The sequence below is a fragment of the Flavobacterium salilacus subsp. salilacus genome, assembly GCF_004634195.1.
Classification (GTDB): domain Bacteria; phylum Bacteroidota; class Bacteroidia; order Flavobacteriales; family Flavobacteriaceae; genus Flavobacterium; species Flavobacterium salilacus.
The window spans coordinates 24,771-42,310 of sequence record NZ_SKBP01000002.1 but is presented as its reverse complement, the minus strand read 5'-3'; the positions used below and the strand labels follow the sequence as shown (position 1 = coordinate 42,310).

The 17,540-nt window shown below is 36.4% G+C and carries 20 protein-coding genes; 7 read left to right on the top strand and 13 right to left on the bottom strand.

Translation table 11 applies throughout. The annotated features are described in order from the left end of the window. Entirely contained in the window at positions 1-1,245 is a 1,245-nt protein-coding gene (locus E0W68_RS03225) for an ABC transporter permease (protein WP_135217976.1), read from the bottom strand. Positions 1,246-1,394: 149 nt separating this feature from the next. Here E0W68_RS03225 and hisS point away from each other — a divergent pair, with 149 nt between their 5' ends. Continuing rightward, positions 1,395-2,768 (top strand): histidine--tRNA ligase, encoded by a 1,374-nt coding sequence (hisS, locus tag E0W68_RS03220; protein WP_135217975.1) that lies wholly within the window; start codon positions 1,395-1,397, stop codon positions 2,766-2,768. 36 nt (positions 2,769-2,804) lie between these two features. On the opposite strand, the gene E0W68_RS03215 is transcribed toward hisS, so the two are convergent. The 3 genes from E0W68_RS03215 to E0W68_RS03205 all read right to left on the bottom strand — a co-directional run bounded on the left by E0W68_RS03215 (position 2,805) and on the right by E0W68_RS03205 (position 4,178). Continuing rightward, positions 2,805-3,035 (bottom strand): hypothetical protein, encoded by a 231-nt coding sequence (locus E0W68_RS03215; RefSeq protein ID WP_135217974.1) that lies wholly within the window; start codon positions 3,033-3,035, stop codon positions 2,805-2,807. A gap of 134 nt (positions 3,036-3,169) precedes the next feature. Then, on the bottom strand, positions 3,170-3,400 hold the full coding sequence (locus E0W68_RS03210; RefSeq protein ID WP_135217973.1) for a hypothetical protein: 231 nt from the start codon (positions 3,398-3,400) through the stop codon (positions 3,170-3,172). A 157-nt stretch (positions 3,401-3,557) separates the two neighbouring features. Then, positions 3,558-4,178 carry a hypothetical protein gene (locus E0W68_RS03205; RefSeq protein ID WP_135217972.1) on the bottom strand — a complete coding sequence of 207 codons (621 nt, stop codon included), beginning with the start codon at positions 4,176-4,178 and terminating at the stop codon, positions 3,558-3,560. Positions 4,179-4,349: 171 nt separating this feature from the next. Here E0W68_RS03205 and E0W68_RS03200 point away from each other — a divergent pair, with 171 nt between their 5' ends. Next, positions 4,350-4,655 (top strand): hypothetical protein, encoded by a 306-nt coding sequence (locus tag E0W68_RS03200; RefSeq protein ID WP_202922656.1) that lies wholly within the window; start codon positions 4,350-4,352, stop codon positions 4,653-4,655. A gap of 111 nt (positions 4,656-4,766) precedes the next feature. Next, the gene (locus tag E0W68_RS03195; RefSeq protein WP_225990329.1) at positions 4,767-5,603 is read left to right on the top strand and encodes a hypothetical protein; all 837 of its coding nucleotides are present in this window, start codon (positions 4,767-4,769) and stop codon (positions 5,601-5,603) included. 9 nt (positions 5,604-5,612) lie between these two features. On the opposite strand, the gene E0W68_RS03190 is transcribed toward E0W68_RS03195, so the two are convergent. The 4 genes from E0W68_RS03190 to E0W68_RS03175 form a co-directional block, all read right to left on the bottom strand. After that, positions 5,613-5,801, bottom strand: coding sequence for a hypothetical protein (locus E0W68_RS03190; RefSeq protein ID WP_135217970.1), 189 nt, complete (start codon positions 5,799-5,801; stop codon positions 5,613-5,615). A 62-nt stretch (positions 5,802-5,863) separates the two neighbouring features. Continuing rightward, positions 5,864-6,502 (bottom strand): EcsC family protein, encoded by a 639-nt coding sequence (locus E0W68_RS03185; protein ID WP_135217969.1) that lies wholly within the window; start codon positions 6,500-6,502, stop codon positions 5,864-5,866. Between the two features lie 41 nt (positions 6,503-6,543). Further along, a complete protein-coding gene (locus tag E0W68_RS03180) occupies positions 6,544-6,825 on the bottom strand; it encodes a hypothetical protein (RefSeq protein WP_135217968.1) in 282 nt (93 codons plus the stop codon). Between the two features lie 7 nt (positions 6,826-6,832). After that, the gene (locus tag E0W68_RS03175; protein ID WP_135217967.1) at positions 6,833-7,609 is read right to left on the bottom strand and encodes an NYN domain-containing protein; all 777 of its coding nucleotides are present in this window, start codon (positions 7,607-7,609) and stop codon (positions 6,833-6,835) included. Between the two features lie 177 nt (positions 7,610-7,786). Between E0W68_RS03175 and E0W68_RS03170 the strand changes: the two genes are divergently transcribed. Together E0W68_RS03170 and E0W68_RS03165 are read left to right on the top strand one after the other, a co-directional pair. Next, complete coding sequence (locus E0W68_RS03170) at positions 7,787-10,252, top strand: DUF5686 and carboxypeptidase regulatory-like domain-containing protein (RefSeq protein WP_135217966.1); 2,466 nt, start codon at positions 7,787-7,789, stop codon at positions 10,250-10,252. Between the two features lie 99 nt (positions 10,253-10,351). Beyond that, positions 10,352-12,832, top strand: coding sequence for a DUF5686 and carboxypeptidase regulatory-like domain-containing protein (locus E0W68_RS03165; protein WP_135217965.1), 2,481 nt, complete (start codon positions 10,352-10,354; stop codon positions 12,830-12,832). 174 nt (positions 12,833-13,006) lie between these two features. Here E0W68_RS03165 and murA read toward each other — a convergent pair whose 3' ends face one another. The 4 genes from murA to E0W68_RS03145 form a co-directional block, all read right to left on the bottom strand. Continuing rightward, entirely contained in the window at positions 13,007-14,317 is a 1,311-nt protein-coding gene (gene murA / locus E0W68_RS03160) for a UDP-N-acetylglucosamine 1-carboxyvinyltransferase (protein WP_135217964.1), read from the bottom strand. A 14-nt stretch (positions 14,318-14,331) separates the two neighbouring features. Next, positions 14,332-15,036: a DUF4290 domain-containing protein gene (locus E0W68_RS03155; RefSeq protein ID WP_135217963.1), complete on the bottom strand. Its 705-nt coding sequence runs from the start codon at positions 15,034-15,036 to the stop codon at positions 14,332-14,334. A gap of 17 nt (positions 15,037-15,053) precedes the next feature. Beyond that, positions 15,054-15,338: a DUF493 family protein gene (locus E0W68_RS03150; RefSeq protein ID WP_135217962.1), complete on the bottom strand. Its 285-nt coding sequence runs from the start codon at positions 15,336-15,338 to the stop codon at positions 15,054-15,056. A 168-nt stretch (positions 15,339-15,506) separates the two neighbouring features. After that, complete coding sequence (locus tag E0W68_RS03145) at positions 15,507-15,812, bottom strand: hypothetical protein (RefSeq protein WP_135217961.1); 306 nt, start codon at positions 15,810-15,812, stop codon at positions 15,507-15,509. 325 nt (positions 15,813-16,137) lie between these two features. On the opposite strand from E0W68_RS03145, the gene E0W68_RS03140 reads away from it, so the two are divergent. Beyond that, positions 16,138-16,359, top strand: a complete 222-nt coding sequence (locus tag E0W68_RS03140) for a hypothetical protein (protein ID WP_135217960.1) — start codon at positions 16,138-16,140, stop codon at positions 16,357-16,359. Between the two features lie 84 nt (positions 16,360-16,443). On the opposite strand, the gene E0W68_RS03135 is transcribed toward E0W68_RS03140, so the two are convergent. Next, positions 16,444-16,689 (bottom strand): hypothetical protein, encoded by a 246-nt coding sequence (locus E0W68_RS03135; protein ID WP_135217959.1) that lies wholly within the window; start codon positions 16,687-16,689, stop codon positions 16,444-16,446. A 312-nt stretch (positions 16,690-17,001) separates the two neighbouring features. Between E0W68_RS03135 and E0W68_RS03130 the strand changes: the two genes are divergently transcribed. After that, positions 17,002-17,538 (top strand): AAA family ATPase, encoded by a 537-nt coding sequence (locus tag E0W68_RS03130; RefSeq protein ID WP_135217958.1) that lies wholly within the window; start codon positions 17,002-17,004, stop codon positions 17,536-17,538. Positions 17,539-17,540 lie beyond the last annotated feature (2 nt).

The window sequence follows — 17,540 nt, the reverse complement described above, 5'->3', positions numbered from 1 at the left end:
TTATTCGTGACGAAGTGCCTCTATAGGATCCAGTGCAGCAGCCTTAACAGCAGGGTATGAGCCTGAGAATATTGTTACTATTAAAATAGTAGCAAGCGCAGCAAAAATAGCTCCCCACGGTATAGGGAATGATACTCCCATAGCAAGCGATAAACCCACACCGCCTGTAAGAACTCCAAGGAAAATACCTACTGCACCGCCTATAAGGCTGATAATAAGTGTTTCGGTAAAAAACTGCATGGCAATGGTGGTTTTTTTCGCGCCAAGCGATTTTCGTACGCCAATTTCGCGGGTACGCTCGGTTACCGATACCAGCATGATGTTCATTAATGCTATAGAGGAACCAAATACGGTAATAATACCGATAACCCAAGCGGCTATACTAAGCGTGTCGGTTTGCGAAATCAATGTTTCCAACAGCTCATCGCTACGCTCTATACCAAAATTGTCATCTTCCACAGGATTTAACCTGCGCACCTGCCGCATGGTAATAATGGCTTCATCTACCGCAGCATCCAGCATATCATTATTGCCCACCATTGTTTTTATCTCATAATCAATATTAGGCGCTGTAAAAAGCGAACGTGCCAGCTGTATAGGTATCAGTACCCTTAAATCTTTACGGTTGCCAAAAGTAGAGCCCTGCTCCTTAAGCACACCTATAACCTTAAAACGAGCTCCTCTTATGGATATGGTTTTATCTATAGGGTTCATATCTTTAAGTAGTCCTTTCTCAAAATCAGAACCCACTATACAAACATTATTATTGTTTTGAATATCGAATGTATTAAAGTTCCTGCCTTTGGTAGTTTCCAGTCCGGAGTTGGGCATAAAGTATTCATCAACACCCAATATGGTTATTTCGGGGTCTGTTTTCTCACTCAAATGTTTTACTTCAGCACTGCTTGCTGCTGTAAAAGATAATGAAACAGCAGCAGTAGGGAAGTTATACCGTTCCTGAAATTCTTTCGCCTGTGGGTACGAAATAATGGCATTTACCTTTTCCTGCCCATTATTGCGCCCTATCTGTTCAGAAAAATCATAACGGCTTATAGAGAAAGTGTTAGTACCCATACTGGCAAAATTTCCGGTTATGGTACTCTTTAAAACGGCTACCCCCGAAAGAATGCCCACCAGTGCAAAAATACCGATGCCTATGATGGCTACCGTTAATATAGTTCGTAATAGCTGGCTGCGGATAGAACCCAGTGCTATTTTGGTATTTTCCCTGAACAGGTTAAACATAAGCTGCTTTTTTAATGCCACTAAATTACACAAATTGTTTTAGGTTTCGGGGGTAAAATTTCAGGAGAATGTATAATCTTGAATTGTAAAGGCATAATCTTAGAGCCTCAATGCGTATATTTGCTTAACAAAAATTAAGATTTAAAAAGATGGCACAAAAACCCGGAATTCCAAAAGGTACAAGAGATTTTTCGCCCACAGAGGTGGCTAAGCGTCAATATATCATATCGACAATAAAACATCATTTTGAAACTTTTGGTTTTCAGCCTATTGAAACCCCATCTTTTGAAAACTCGGAAACCCTTATGGGGAAATATGGCGAAGAGGGTGACAGGCTTATTTTTAAGATATTAAACAGTGGTGATTATCTGGCGAAAGCCAATGAAACATTTTTAGCAAACAAAGACAGTGTTAAACTGACTTCGCAAATATCTGAAAAAGCATTACGGTATGATCTTACCGTACCCTTTGCCCGCTATGTAGTGCAACATCAAAATGATATTGAGTTCCCATTCAGGCGGTACCAAATACAGCCCGTATGGAGGGCTGACCGTCCGCAAAAAGGACGTTTCAGAGAGTTTTACCAGTGCGATGCCGATGTAGTGGGCAGTACCTCGCTGTGGCAAGAGGTAGAGTTAGTACAGTTATACGACAGTGTTTTCGCTACACTCGGATTGGCAGGTGTTACGATTAAAATTAATAACCGTAAAGTACTTTCGGGCATTGCCGAGGTCATCGGGGCAAAAGATAAATTGATTGATTTTACGGTAGCGTTGGATAAACTCGACAAAATAGGCGAGGACGGTGTAAAGAAAGAAATGCTGGAAAAGGGCATTACCGATGAGGCAATAACAAAAGTACAACCGCTTTTCAACTTTACGGGCAGTATAAACGAAAAGCTGGATAAATTGTCGCAACTACTTGCATCGTCTGAAGAAGGAATGAAAGGAGTTGAGGAACTGCGTTTCATCTGTGATACGGTTCAGGAAGTAGGGCTTAACCAATCAGTACTTGACCTTGATGTTACTTTAGCGCGCGGACTTAATTATTATACCGGAGCGATATTCGAAGTTACTGCTCCCGAAGGAGTGGCTACGGGCTCTATAGGTGGTGGTGGCAGGTATGACGACCTTACGGGTATTTTCGGACTTAAAAATATGAGTGGGGTGGGTATATCCTTTGGTCTTGACAGGATTTACCTTGTGCTTGAAGACTTGGGGCTTTTCCCGGATACGGTTACTGAGGCTACCAAAGCATTGTTTATTAATTTTGGCGATGCCGAGGCGTTATACAGCATGAAGGCGATACAGAAGCTGCGCAACGCGGGCTGCAAGGTAGAGTTGTATCCTGATACTGTAAAAATAGGCAAACAGTTTCAGCACGCCGATAAACGGGGCATACCGTATGCTGTGCTTACAGGAGCTGAGGAAATGAGTGGTAATAAGTTTACCTTAAAAAACCTCGCTACGGGAGAGCAGACAGCAGTATCGCTCGATGAACTGATAGCGCAATTGAATAAATAAGAAAAATCCCGTCATTATGACGGGATTTTTTACGTTTTAAATTTTGATAGTATGAATTTGGTTTCTGGATACCTCACCGGAAGTATCTTCCAGTATTTTAATACCTAAAACCTCAAATGGTCTTTCTATATTGCCATTAATGGCAATATAGTCTATAGCCAGCGCGTCAAAACTATTAGGATGCAGCACTATCGCTACACTATCTGTCAACTCGTTGTCAATTATAAAACGCATCACACTCTCAACACTTACATTCATCCTTTTCATGCCTCTTCATGTTTTATGGGCGCAAAAATAAATATTTTTATTAGATATGTATGTTATTTTATTGTTTCTATAAAACACAAATCCCGTCTATAAGACGGGATTTGTTAGATGTAAGCTTGATTTAACGGACTTAATCATACTACATTCAATAAATTAATTTTGCTTTTAGACACACTTCCGGTGTTATCCTGCATAATTTCAATTCCCAAAATTTCGAACGGACGCTCTATTTGATTACCGTTAATGTCAAGGTAATCCATAACAAGAGCGTCAAAATTGTCGGGATGTAGTGTGATGGCTACGCTATCCGTAAGTTCATTTTCGATAATGAAGTTGCACATTCCGTCATAAGTAATTTTTTCCATAAGCGTTTATAAGTTTAGTTCTTATAAAGTTAGGAAAGATGATTGAATAAAATATTATGTTGTGTGTTAAAGTTTGCTGCTTTAACTACTAAGCCTTATTTTATTGATGAATAGTTTATAAAATAAACTAAAAAAATGAATTATTAATAATTGCTTTTTATTGCTCCATAAAGTCAATTATTCCCTCGCCTGTATCGCCCTTTTTCACAGTATTATTATGGGCAGCATCCCAGTTGATAGCAGGATACTTTTTCTTAAACTCTTTTTTATCCCGGTCAAATTTATCCCATATAACAATTCTTGGGCTTCCCGGCTGCGCATTTTCAATATAGGTAAGCTCGCCAATATAAGTTATTTCACCTTTTTTAATATCAAAAGGTATAGCAAATTTTTTACTGTTGCTTACCGTGCCTGTATAACCTATATGATCCAGATAGTTATATTGTGTAAATGCATAATTGCCGGGTTCGCACTCTATAACAAAAAGATACGTTTTCTTGTTATCAAAATCGCCGTTATAGGCAGGTTCATTATTAACTCGGGCTTTAATTTCTATTTTACCGTCGTTTTGACGCATAAATTTTTTATCGCCGGATGTCGGCTCATAAAAAAAGCGGTATATGTCATTAACAGGCTTTTCGCCTTCAAAGGTTATAGTTCCTATTGCCAACCCTTTTTCTGATGTGGTACTAAATGTTTCGGGGACTGCATCGGCAGTTTTTGTTTTGCATCCTGTTACTGTTATCAGGCATAGCAGAAGTATAAGAGTAAATTTCATAGTTACAGTTTTATTACCGTAAATATACAAAAAACTAATTGCCTGATGTTTAACGTAACCTTACCACTAATTAACATATTGCTGTGATTTACTCCTTTTAAAGATGGCTAACTTTACATTGTTCAAATAGTTGTTCAGAATTATATACTAAATAAATAAAAACATTGAATTATGACAATCCAAAAAGACCACACCGAAGGTAAAGTAGCAAAAGCTATTGAAAACCAGACATCAAAGCTTCCTTCCGATTTATTTTTATGGGCTGCATTAGGTTCAATGGCAGCTTCGGCAACATTAAAAGTAGCAGGAAAAGAAAAAACAGCTCTTTTTGTAGGGCAATGGGCAGCACCTTTTTTATTATTGGGTATATATAATAAAATTGTGAAAGTAGAAGGTCATGACCAAAAAGACGACGTTGCCGATAAGAAAGATAATGCTGCCTATAAAAAAAGAAGCCTTACTGATACTTTGTACTAATAGCAATACTTTACAAAATAAAAATAACCCTCGCCGCTGTAAGCAAGGGTTATTTTTTTGATTTTTATTTATAAACAATTCATATATTGCTTGCTCTTAATTAATTATATTATGATTAGAATAGTGTCATTTTTTACTGTATTATTTTTTGCAATTAATTTGAATGCCCAAAATAAAGATGAAGTACTAGCGGAAGCTTGGCTGATGTATAATTCGGAAAAGGCTTCTTGGAGCGGTACGGATATGGTAATGCAATATTATCCTGAAAAACTGAATTCAGTAGGGGGCTACATTTCTTATACTGAAAATAAAATGCATACCTGCCTGTTTTTTGATAAAAAATCTACTCCCGGTGTTGCAATAAGCATAAGTTTTGATGATACTTTTATACCGGAGGCAGCCAAAATTGATACTACATACAGGAAGATGACTCCTCATGAAAACGATCTCTATATAATCAGGCAAAAGGCTGTTGAAGAATCACTTACCGATACTATTACATTTAAGCATTATAATAATACAAACTATAATTACATACCGCTAATAACAGGTAAGGAGAAAAAAGTATATATATTGACAGGACCTGTAGTTAATGGAGTAGTAGTTTTTGGGAATGATTACCTGATTACATTTGATAAAAAGAACAGGGTTAAAGAAAAGAAAGCATTACATAAAAATATAATACCCATTGAATATAGTGATAACCCTGATGAAACCACAACAATGCATAATCATCTGGAGGAAACAGGCGATCTTATTACTGCGACCGATATTTGTACACTGATGTTGTATTGCCCCCATACAAACTGGAATCAGCATTATGTGATTTCAAAAGAAAATATTTCAATTTGGGATTGCGAAAAAAGTGAACTTTTCGTAATGACAATGAAAGCATGGAAGCGTATGAATGAGCATGATCCGGAAAAGGAAAGAAAGAAAGAGGAATAACTACTTTATTTAATACAGTTCCGAGAGGTAATATATTTGATTGATTGTGTACGATTTTTCATCTTTACCCTTACTTGCAGAGCATGTATAGGTTATATCGCCATTAGTTTCATGGTTTATTTTCCAAACATATATAGGCGTTTTTAAGCCAAATTTGCCTGCTATATATACCTCATCATTTATATTGAACTTTATCATTTGTAACTGTTTACGGTAAATATACGAAATAAAGTGAGGCAAATGATATATTGACTGCATTATTACATTATAATCTGATGTGACTTGAAATAATCATCAGCAACTTTCCCGAAACTTTTCATAGTTACATAATTGAAAGTACCGCCAACAGCAGCACCTATACCAAAAGGAATTAGCTTACCCAAAGCTGCGCCACCTCGCTTGCTGCCATATGTGGCTACCAGTTTTTGACCTATTTTTTGATTTACTCTATTGCCAAGCCTGTCATTAAAATGTTTATCAAAATGGGCGGTAGTAATAGCAGTACTTCTGATGGCTGTTGTATCGCCAGTTTTAATAACACCCGACCATATACCTAACACAATGGTAAATTCAGTTTCAAATTCTTTTTCTATATCCCTGCCGTAAATTAATGATGTGCCATAGCAAATGCTCGCCATCCAGCGTAGCATCAATACTAAATCGGCAGATATAGAGCCTGCCTCTACCGCAATTTGTGTTGCAGTACCCAGCCCGGGGATAATGCCCGGTAATGCTGTAACGGCACCTACCGATGTGTATTTATTCCTGATTTTTTTAATATAAAGTCGCGACATTTCGCTTGCGGGCATACCGGGATGCGAAAACCGAAGTTTATTTACATTCTGCCTAACATCATGGTAAGCAGGAGTAACTTTGTGTATTATTTTATTGAAATCCATATCATGTAATTATCAAATAGTATTCCAACAAAAATATTGCACTATTTGTTGCCCTTTGGTACTGTTTTATTTTTAAGTATACTGCCTTTAAATTCTTGTAAAGGTTCTTTTTGTAAAATGCGCTGTATATCTTCCCAAGTGGCACATTTAACGGTAAAGGTTACTCCGTCTCTAACCATTGGCAGGTGTATGTACTCTACTCCCGTGAGGTCTTCGTTCAGGTAATCTGCCATATCTTTTATGGAATAAAACCATTCTTTATCATACTGCACTTTGTTTATGCTGCTTTCTTTGCGCAGCAGTGCTTCTTTAATCTTTTTCACTTTTTTATTACCTGTTCTTTACATAAACGTGCTTTATATTCGCTTTTCCCGTTTCTCGTTCATCTACTATAAAGCTGTTTATGCTTTTTATAAGTGGCAGCATTTTAGAGAACCCGTAATTACGTGGGTCAAAATCAGGCTGTTTTTTCAGGATTATATTACCCAAGTCGCCCAGAAATGCCCAGCCGTCCTCGTCCCCAAGATCGTTAACACTGTTTCGTATAAGGTTGATTAATCGTCTGTCAATTTTACTAAGCGTTTCTTTTGGTTTAGCTGTTATTTTCTCTTCATTATTGTCGCTAACAGCCTTTTTATTTATCGTAGTATTTGTGGCAGTGTCTTCTGCTTCAATAATTTCGAGATATATAAACTTATCACAGGCAGTTATAAAAGGAGTAGGTGTTTTTTTCTCGCCTATACCTATTACTTTCATACCCGCTTCTCTCAGGCGAGTGGCAAGCCGCGTAAAATCGCTATCGCTCGATACGATGCAAAAACCATCTACTCTACCGGAATACAATATATCCATAGCATCAATTATCATGGCACTGTCGGTAGCATTTTTTCCTTTGGTATAGCTGTATTGTTGTATGGGTGTAATGGCGTTTTCAAGCAGTACTTTTTTCCAGTTCGACATCCTCGGGCTTGTCCAGTCAGTATATATACGCTTGGTAGTAGGAGTACCATATTTTGTAATTTCTTCCAGCATGCCTTTGATGTTAGCATGAGGTACGTTTTCGGCATCTATAAGCACCGCAAGTTTCAGATTCTGTATTGTATTCATTGTAAATTATTTACCCAAAGATAAGGCAAAACAAATGGCTGTCGTATTATGTTAATTATAATTTACTGATGAATATTAAATATTGGTATATAACAATACTGAAAAACTTGTTGTAAAACTTGTAAGAAAAGTTAGTTTTGTTCGTTAGGTAATTTAACCGACCACTAATAACTAATTATGCACAAAATTGTTACCACTTTATTGCTGCTATGCCACGTTCTGTGTTATTCGCAAATAACAGGTAAAATAACATCATCAGACGGGCAGCCGATTCCTGCGGTAAGCATTTTAATTGAAAACACGTATAACAGCACTTCATCTAACGACCAGGGTGTGTATGAACTCAATATAAAAACCCCCGCTAAATACATGCTCAAATTTCAGTCTATAGGTTTTCGTACTAAGCAAATACCTATAGATGTTAACACATTTCCGTATGTGTTGAATGTAACGCTGGAAGATGAGGCATATCAGTTAAACGAAGTTGTTATAGTACAAGGAGAAGACCCTGCCTATGCTATTATTAGGCAAGCAATAGCACACCGAAAAGAAAATGCTGAGAAAACGGGACATTATGAGGCTGATTTTTATTCGAAAGGTATTTTCAGGGCGAAGAATATCCCCAAAAAAATAATGGGAATTAAAGTAGAAATGCCCGAAGAAGCCAGCCTCGACTCTACAGGCAGCGGTATTATAGCACTCTCCGAAACGGTATCGCACATTACCGTTCAGTATCCGGATAAGCTTAAAGAAAATATCATAGCCTCTAAAGTAAGTGGCAACAATAATGGGTATAGCTATAACAGTGCCCGCGAAGCCCAATATAATTTTTATGAAGATTATATGGATTTTGACTATGATGTACCTATGATTTCGCCTATTGCAAAAGTAGCGTTAAACTATTACCGTTATAAATATGAAGGCAGCTTTACTGATGAACACGGACATAATATAAGCAAAATTAAAGTAATACCCCGCAGGGATAAAGAGCCTGTTTTTGAAGGTTACATCTATATTGCAGATGATAGTTGGACAATATATGCCGTTGACCTTTCTTTAAAAGGATACAGGCTTAGAGAACCGGTACTCGAAACGCTGAGGGTTCAGCAAACTTTTAGTTATAATGCTGATAACGACATTTGGGCAAAAAACCTGCAAACATTTGATATTAGCGCAGGTATGCTCGGCATGGGTGTGTCCGGGCGATATACCCATGTGTACAACAATTATGTTTTTCATAATGCTTTTGACAAAGAAGTTTTTGCAAAAGGAACACTTATTTTTGAGAAAGATGCTACTACAAAAGACTCTTTATACTGGGCAACAACCAGACCCGTACCGCTATCTGAAGATGAAAAAGAAGATTATGCCAAGAAAGACAGCATAGCGTCACATAAAGCTAAAACTGTCAATAATTCGGTAATAACTAATGAGCATAGATTTAAAGTATTCGATGTATTAACGGGGTACAGTTACCGTAATACCGAAACAGGTTTTAACTTTACTTATGATGGTATGCTGGATATACCCAATTATAATACCGTACAGGGCTGGAACTTTAATACAGGGTTATCCTTTAGCCTGTATCAAAAAGAAAAAAAGCGCAGCTATTCGGCATCTGCTTATTTTAATTATGGCATAGCTGAGGATCGCCTGAGGGTGTGGGGTGAGTTTCCTTTACGTATTGGTAAGCGTACCTTTTATTTTTCAGGAGGTAATAAGGCGGAACAGTTTAACGAATCCGAACCCATTTCGCCTATTATAAATAGTGTGAGTACCTTGTTTTTTAAAAATAATTATATGAAACTGTATGATAAAACTTTTGCAAAGGTACATCATACCCGCTATATTTTTAAAAAGCTGAAACTTACGGGGAGCATGGAGTACCTGAGACGCAGACCTTTATTTAACAATACTGATTATGTATTGATAAAGGATAGTGACAGCTTTACATCAAACAATCCGTTAACCCCTTTTGATAATACTACTGCCCCTTTTATGAAGCATACACTGGTAAAGGCAAACCTAGGAGGAGGGATACGATTATTTAGTAAACAAAGCTATTATTACTCTAATCCAAACACATGGACTGCTGCTACAGAGGGTAATGAACCGGGTATCTACTTTATGTATGAAAAAGCATTTGCATCGAGTGAAAAAAACTATGAGTACGATTTTATCGGCTTGCGTGCTACTTATACGGATAAGTTTGCCAATAAAGGCGATTTTGGTATTAGTGTTAAAACAGGTAAATTTTTTAATGCCGAAAATATTGCTTTTGTTGATTATAAGCATTTTAATGGAAATCAAACCCATATTAATGATGGCGAACGCTACCTTAATGCTTTTAACCTGTTGCCTTATTATACCCACAGCACCAACGATTCTTTTTTAGAGGTACATGCAGAGCATAACTTTAAAGGCTATGTAATGAACAAGATACCGTTACTGGACTTGCTGCAATGGAACTTAGTATTGGGCTACCACGCCATAGCCACCCCCGATAATAAACCGTATCATGAATTTACTGCAGGATTCGATAGTTTTGGCTTTGGTAAATTCAGAATGCTGAGGATAGATTATGTACGTGCTTACCAAGGCGGCTTTGTTACCGATGGTGTAATGCTTGGGCTTAAACTTTAAATACAGCATTATAGAATAAAGCGTAACTTAGTTTACGGGCAATGCAACCTTTTGTAAAATTACTTCGTCTATCCATACAACAACCAATATAAACACACCATGAACAAATTTATCACCATATTCTTACTGTTACTTAGCGTTACAGCCCACTCGCAAATTAAAGGAAAAGTAATCTCCTCTGACGGGCAACCCATACCTTTTGTAAATATAACGGTAGAGAATACTTATACCGGCACTACTGCCAACGAAAATGGGGAGTATGAACTGAATATCAGGAAAACAGGTAGTTATACATTGCTTTTTCAGTCTATAGGGTATAAAACAAAGAAAGCGAGTGTTACTATCACAGCTTTTCCGTATGTGCTAAATGTTACTTTGCAGGATGAAACCTATCAGTTGGATGAAGTGGTAATTTCAAATAAAGAAAACCCGGCAAATGCCATAATCCGCAGTGCTATAGCCAGTAAAAAAGAAAACTCGGCAAAAACAGGAAAGTTTGAAGCCGATTTTTACTCAAAAGGTCTTTTCAGGGTAAAAGATGTTCCCAAAAAAATAATGGGTATAAAGGTAGAAGATGAGGAGGAGAGCATACTGGACAGTACAGGAAGTGGTATTATATACCTCTCGGAAACCGTATCTAAAATCACATTTGAGCAACCGAATAATCTTAAAGAGCGTATAATAGCTTCCAAAATAAGTGGTAACGATAATGGGTTTAGCTACAACACGGCTTTAGGTACTTCATACAGCTTTTATGATAATTATGTGAAATTTGGAATTAATTTGGTTTCGCCATTGGCAGATAATGCTTTTAATTATTATAAGTTTTCTTTTGAAGGCAGTTTTTTTGATGAAAACGAAACTCAGATAAATAAAATAAAAGTAATACCACGACGCGACAAAGAGCCGGTGGTTGAAGGTTATATATATATAGTAGAAAACAGTTGGGCTATCTCGGCGGTAGATTTTGATATAAAAGGATACAGGGTACAGCAACCTATAATGGAAACCCTGAATTTAAAACAAAATTTCAGCTATAACACCAATAACAGGATATGGGCTAAAAACTCGCAAACCTTCGATTTCAAGGCAGGATTATTAGGTATAACCTTTACCGGTAAGTTTACCCATGTATATACTAATTATGTATTTCATGACAGTTTTGATAAAGGTACTTTTGGTAAGGAGGTTGTGTATATAGAAGAGGATTCTAATAAAAAAGACTCTTTGTACTGGAATAAAATGCGCCCTGTACCTCTTACCGAAGAAGAGGTTACCGATTATGTAAAGAAAGACAGCATACAAACCCTGCATACTTCGCAAACCTATCTTGACTCTATAGATAAGAAAAACAATAAGTTTGGTGTGTTTGATGTAATAGGGGGTTATACTTATCGCAATTCATTTAAAAAATGGCGTTTCAGCTATGATGGTTTATTAGGACTTTCTAATTTTGGATTCAATACCGTACAAGGGTGGAATTTCAATACGAATCTTTCTTTTTCAAAATATGATGAAGATACAGGCAGGTCAACATACTTGGGTGCAAATTTTGATTATGGTATAGCCGAAGACAGGCTTCGTGTTTCGGGGCGTTTTACGCATCTTTTTAACAGAGATAACAATGCTGCATTATACCTTTCGGGAGGTAATGCTGCTGAGCAATATAATGCTGCCGAGCCTATAAGTAAATTGATGAATACTGTTAGGACGCTTTTCTTTAAAGATAATTACATGAAGCTGTATGATAATACTTTTGCCAAAGCACAGTATGGGCAGGAGGTAATTACAGGGCTTAATGCTTTGGCAAGTGTGGAATATACCCGAAGACGACCTTTAACGAATAATACCGATTATGTTTTAATAAAAGACAGTGATAGTTATACATCTAACAATCCTTTAGCTCCCGGTGCAGATGCTCCTGCTTTTGAAAAACACCACTTAATGAAAGCAAGTATCGTAGCCAGCATGAGATTTGGGCAGAAATACATAACCCGCCCTGATGGTAAAATTCCTGTAAGCAGCCGTAATTATCCTACAATTTTGGTAATGTACCAAAAAGGGTTTGCAGCGAGCGAAAGTAATTATGAGTATGATTTCCTTGCAGGACGTGTTACTTATAATACTACATTGGGTAACAAAGGTAATTTTGGTATAAACGTAAAAGGAGGTAAGTTTTTTAATGCCGATAATATAGCGTTTATAGATTATAAACACTTTAATGGTAATCAAACCCATGTAGGTAACGGGCAGAGCTACCTGAATGTTTTTAACCTACTGCCTTACTATAGCCATAGTACTAACGACCAGTATTTGGAATTGCATGCAGAGCATAACTTTAAAGGTTATATTATGAATAAACTCCCTTTACTGAATTTACTGCAATGGAATCTTGTAGTGGGATATCACCAAATCTCAACGCCTGATTATAAACCTTATAGCGAATTTACCGCAGGGTTTGATAATATAGGTTTAGGCAAGTTTAAAATGCTGCGTGTTGACTATGTTCGTTCGTACCAAAATGGTTTCCAGACTGATGGGATTATTTTCGGTCTTAAATTTTTAGATATACTGGATTGATAGTAGCTAACAAATAAAAAAAGGGGCTGTCTCAAAAGTGCTTAAATAAGCATTTTTGTCATTCTGACGAAGGAAGAATCTCTTATACAAATAATTAAGATTCTTCACTCCATTTCATTACGTTCAGAATGGCACTTTTGAGACAGCTCCTTTTTATATATGTGAAAAATAACGTTAGTCTATCCTCTCAATTTTAGCCCCAAGCGCTCTTAGCCTTTCATCAATTCTTTCATACCCTCGGTCTATTTGTTCGCTATTTTGAATGATGCTTGTACCCTTAGCCGAAAGTGCCGCTATAAGCAGCGATACTCCCGCACGGATATCAGGAGAAGACATTTGTATTCCTTTTAACTGCGATTTAAAATCAAGTCCTATAACAGTAGCTCTGTGCGGATCACACAATATAATTTTTGCACCCATATCAATTAGTCTATCCGTAAAGAAAAGACGACTTTCAAACATTTTTTGATGGATCAATACGCTGCCTCTCGCTTGTGTAGCTATTACTAATATAATACTTAACAGGTCGGGAGTAAAGCCCGGCCAGGGCGCATCGGCTATGGTGAGTATGGAACCGTCTATATAATTTTGTATTTCGTAACCGTCAGGATGTTTTGGTATATAAATATCATCACCTCTGCGCTCCAGTGTTATACCCAGTTTTCTGAAAGTATTGGGTATCACACCAAGGTTATCCCAGCTTACATTTTTAATAGTTATTTCGCTTTGTGTCATTGCAGCAAGACCTATCCAGCTACCTATTTCAATCATATCAGGCAGTATCCTGTGTTCGCATCCGCCCAGTTTTTCTACACCTTCTATTTCCAATAGGTTAGAGCCTATACCTGTAATTTTTGCACCCATGCTGTTCAGCATTTTGCATAGCTGTTGCAGGTAAGGTTCGCAGGCTGCGTTGTATATGGTGGTTTTGCCTTCGGCAAGCACGGCAGCCATAACAATATTAGCCGTTCCGGTTACTGATGCTTCGTCAAGCAGCATATAGGTACCTTTAAGCCTATCGGCTTCTACACCATAAAATGAGTCTTCTTTATTATAGCGGAATTTTGCACCAAGATTAATGAAGCCTTCAAAATGGGTATCAAGTCTTCGTCTGCCTATTTTATCGCCTCCCGGCTTAGGGATGTAGCCTTTGCCAAAACGTGCCAGTAGCGGTCCTACCAGCATTATAGAGCCTCTTAATGCTTTTCCTTCTTCTTTAAACGCTTCTGACTTTAAATAGTCAACATCTACTTCATCTGCCTGAAAAGTATAAGAACCGTGTGCCAGTTTTTCTACTTTTACGCCAAGGTTTCGAAGTAAATTTATGAGTTTGTTTACATCAATTATATCGGGTATATTAGTAATGGTTACTTTTTCAGACGTTAGCAATACAGTACATAATACCTGTAATGCTTCGTTTTTTGCTCCCTGTGGGGTAATTTCACCATGTAATTGTACTCCTCCTTCAATTTTAAATGTTCCCATGCTGCTTTAAAGAATTAGGATTTTCTGTTTTTATTATTTTGGTTGTTTTTTCCGCCGGCGTTAGACCGATGTGATTTTTGTTTTGCACTGTTGCTGATAAACTGTGTTTTATTACTCAGCTTTTTGTTTACTTTCATTAAATCGGAAGAGTTAGAAAGCTCTTCTTCAGTTTTCAGCAGGTTTATTGTTCCTCCGGACAGTTCCAGCAGATGCTCAAAAATGACTTCATCTTTCACAGTATCCTTATTCCAGCTTAAATATGATTTTTTCATATGGTTGGCTATAACCATAATAAGTGCATTTTTAAGTTCTCCCTCTTCCCATTTGTTGGCTACATCTATCATATATTTAATGTTGTTGCCATAAAAGCGATATTTAGGAAAGTTTTGAGGATATTCAAGTCTTTCGGGCTTTTGTGTCAGCATTTCTTTAGAGGGGATAGGGTAGGGAGAATCTACATCCAAATTAAAGTCAGACATTATAAATATCTGATCCCAAAGCTTGTGCTGAAAATCGGGTACATCGCGCAAGTGTGGGTTAAGGCTGCCCATTACTGATATTATATATTTAGCAGCTTTATTACGTTCTTCTCTGTCTTCTATGGCTGAGGCTTGATCAATCAGTTTTTGTAAATGCCTGCCATATTCAGGGATTATGAGGTGTACCCTTTCGGAGTTATATTCTAAATACGTTACTGCTTCTTCCGGTGTATATTGCATATTTTGTTTTGAAAATGTTATAGTGAAATTATCCCCTCAATATAGGAAAGTTCTATATACTTGTCTATTACAGATTGCGAGCTTTGCATTTTTACATCTACAGAGACACTTGTATAGTTACCGTTTTTAGACTTAGTGGTTTTTATAACAGCCCCTATTCCGTTAAAAGCATTTTCTATTTGTAATATCTTTTCAGTATCGGTTGGGACTATAAATTTAAATAAATATTCTGAGGGCCAAATGGTTGAATCTGATAATTCTTGTTTTAACCTTTTGTAAAATTCTTCACTTTTTTTATCCATGTACTAAGTAAATTATAGGCAAATATACGCTTTACGGTGTAACTTCCCTAAAAAACCGGCATGCATACTACTTTTGTTTTAAAATATGCTATACGGCTACTTTGTGAGACTATACCGCAATATATGAACCGAATTATTATGTGTTATGTTTTTGTTAAAGGACAATTTTCAAAGTTTAAGTTTTATTACCAAAACTGTAGTTACCGAGAGTACTGACATAGCCCCGAAACTGTATTTTATAATTTTATCTAATATTGATTTGTTTCGGAATAGCTTAAAGACTAACAATAGGGCAGTACCCATAAAGAAGTTCAGTAATATAAGTGTCATCAGCATATCATTTAGCACATTGTTCATTTCTCCAAAAAAATTTACCAATGCCATAATGTTTAATATGGTAAACACAATAAACCAAATAAAGTAGAATGCTACTATGGTATGAAAGGCAATATGTTTGTAATCAATTTTATTCATAATTATCTAATTTGCTTACAAAATTAATGCCGTAACAAATCGATTTAGTTTTGTGTTTATAACACAAAAGCCAACTATAAAATTGTATTTGAATTTAAAAATTCATTATATACTCATTATCTGAATGTTGCTCACTAATATGTTACAAATTTTTTTCAATATGCTATTAAGTTATTATTATATTATATATATTTATCGCATTATTTTAAACGAGCCCCCGCTCCCCTAAAAATTAACTTTACGGCTAATGAAATTAAAAGATCTTAAATCTTGGTTAAACAAGCTGTCTAATGACGAGCTTGAAAAAGAGTTACGCTATAATTCTATGGACTATGGAATTTCAGGTACTATATCTGAGATTATTCGCTCTGATGAGAATTTGTATTATGTAGGTGATGAACCTGTAATTATGAATACCACTAAAGAGTTGATGCAGAGAGGTTATTCAGAATATGAAATATCTGAAATGGATATTGAGATACCTCAAGGTTGCTATTATATAGAATTGAGTAATGAATATAGCATACTTGAGCGATTTGTTGATTAAACCATAATATTGAGTTAACATCAACGGGAAAAGAGGGATATTTAAATATCCCTCTTTTTTATATCATTAATTACAATTCGGCAATTAGTTTGAAGTAAGTTTCTCTTGCTTTCTTTTTGAGAAATAGTAATATGCAAAACCTATAGCAACAATAGCCAATAATATAAGTTTCGTGTTTATAGGAGCCACAGGGTCATTATCACCTTCCGCATTTCCATCATCTGTGTCAGATCCGGTACCGCCACCTCCAGTTCCAGGTTGAGCAAACAATGCATAATCACTGGCTAAAAGGAAAACAAAAACATACAAATTTAAAAATAACTTTCTCATACTTTTGGGATTTAATTCTGCAGCAAAAATATATATATTTTTAAAACAACAAAACATTTGAACATTTTCTTTAGGTTAATAATTAACAAATACATTATTATTCACTTTATCCCTAAGTGCTTTACTCTAAGTGGTTGACTACTCATAAGGTAGGTAAATGAATGATATCTGCTTTTAATGTCGAATTTTTATTCATAATGTATATACTACGTAATATCTTTTAAAATGGTTTTATTTTCTGTTTGCCTAATTATACCAGACATTTTTATTATAATATACGTTTAAGTAAATTTGTTGCTTTATAAAGAAATTGTGGCTAAAGAAATAGTAGTAATAATTGGCGGACCGGGCTCCGGAAAAACAACCCTTATAAAGCACCTTGAGCAGAAAGGATATACCTGTTATCCGGAAATATCGCGAGAGGTGACTCTTGAAGCACGTAAACAAGGTATAGAACAACTTTTTCTGGAAAAGCCATTGCTGTTTAGCGAGCTTCTTCTTGAAGGAAGAAAAAAGCAATATGCGGCTGCGGTTAACGATACAAGCAATATTGTATTTATAGACAGGGGGCTGCCCGATGTACTTGCATATATGCACTACATAGGCGATGCCTACCCCTCTTTTTTTGATGATGCATGTAAAGAATACCGATATACCAAAATATTTTTTTTACCGTCCTGGCGCGAAATATATGTTGCTGACGATGCCCGCTATGAAAGTTATGAGCAGGCAGAACTAATTGCTGCTCATTTACAGGAAACATATAAAAATTTCGGGTATAAATTGATAGAAGTACCAAAGGATACACTTGATAACAGAATTCTTTATATATTGGGGCATCTTTCTTAACC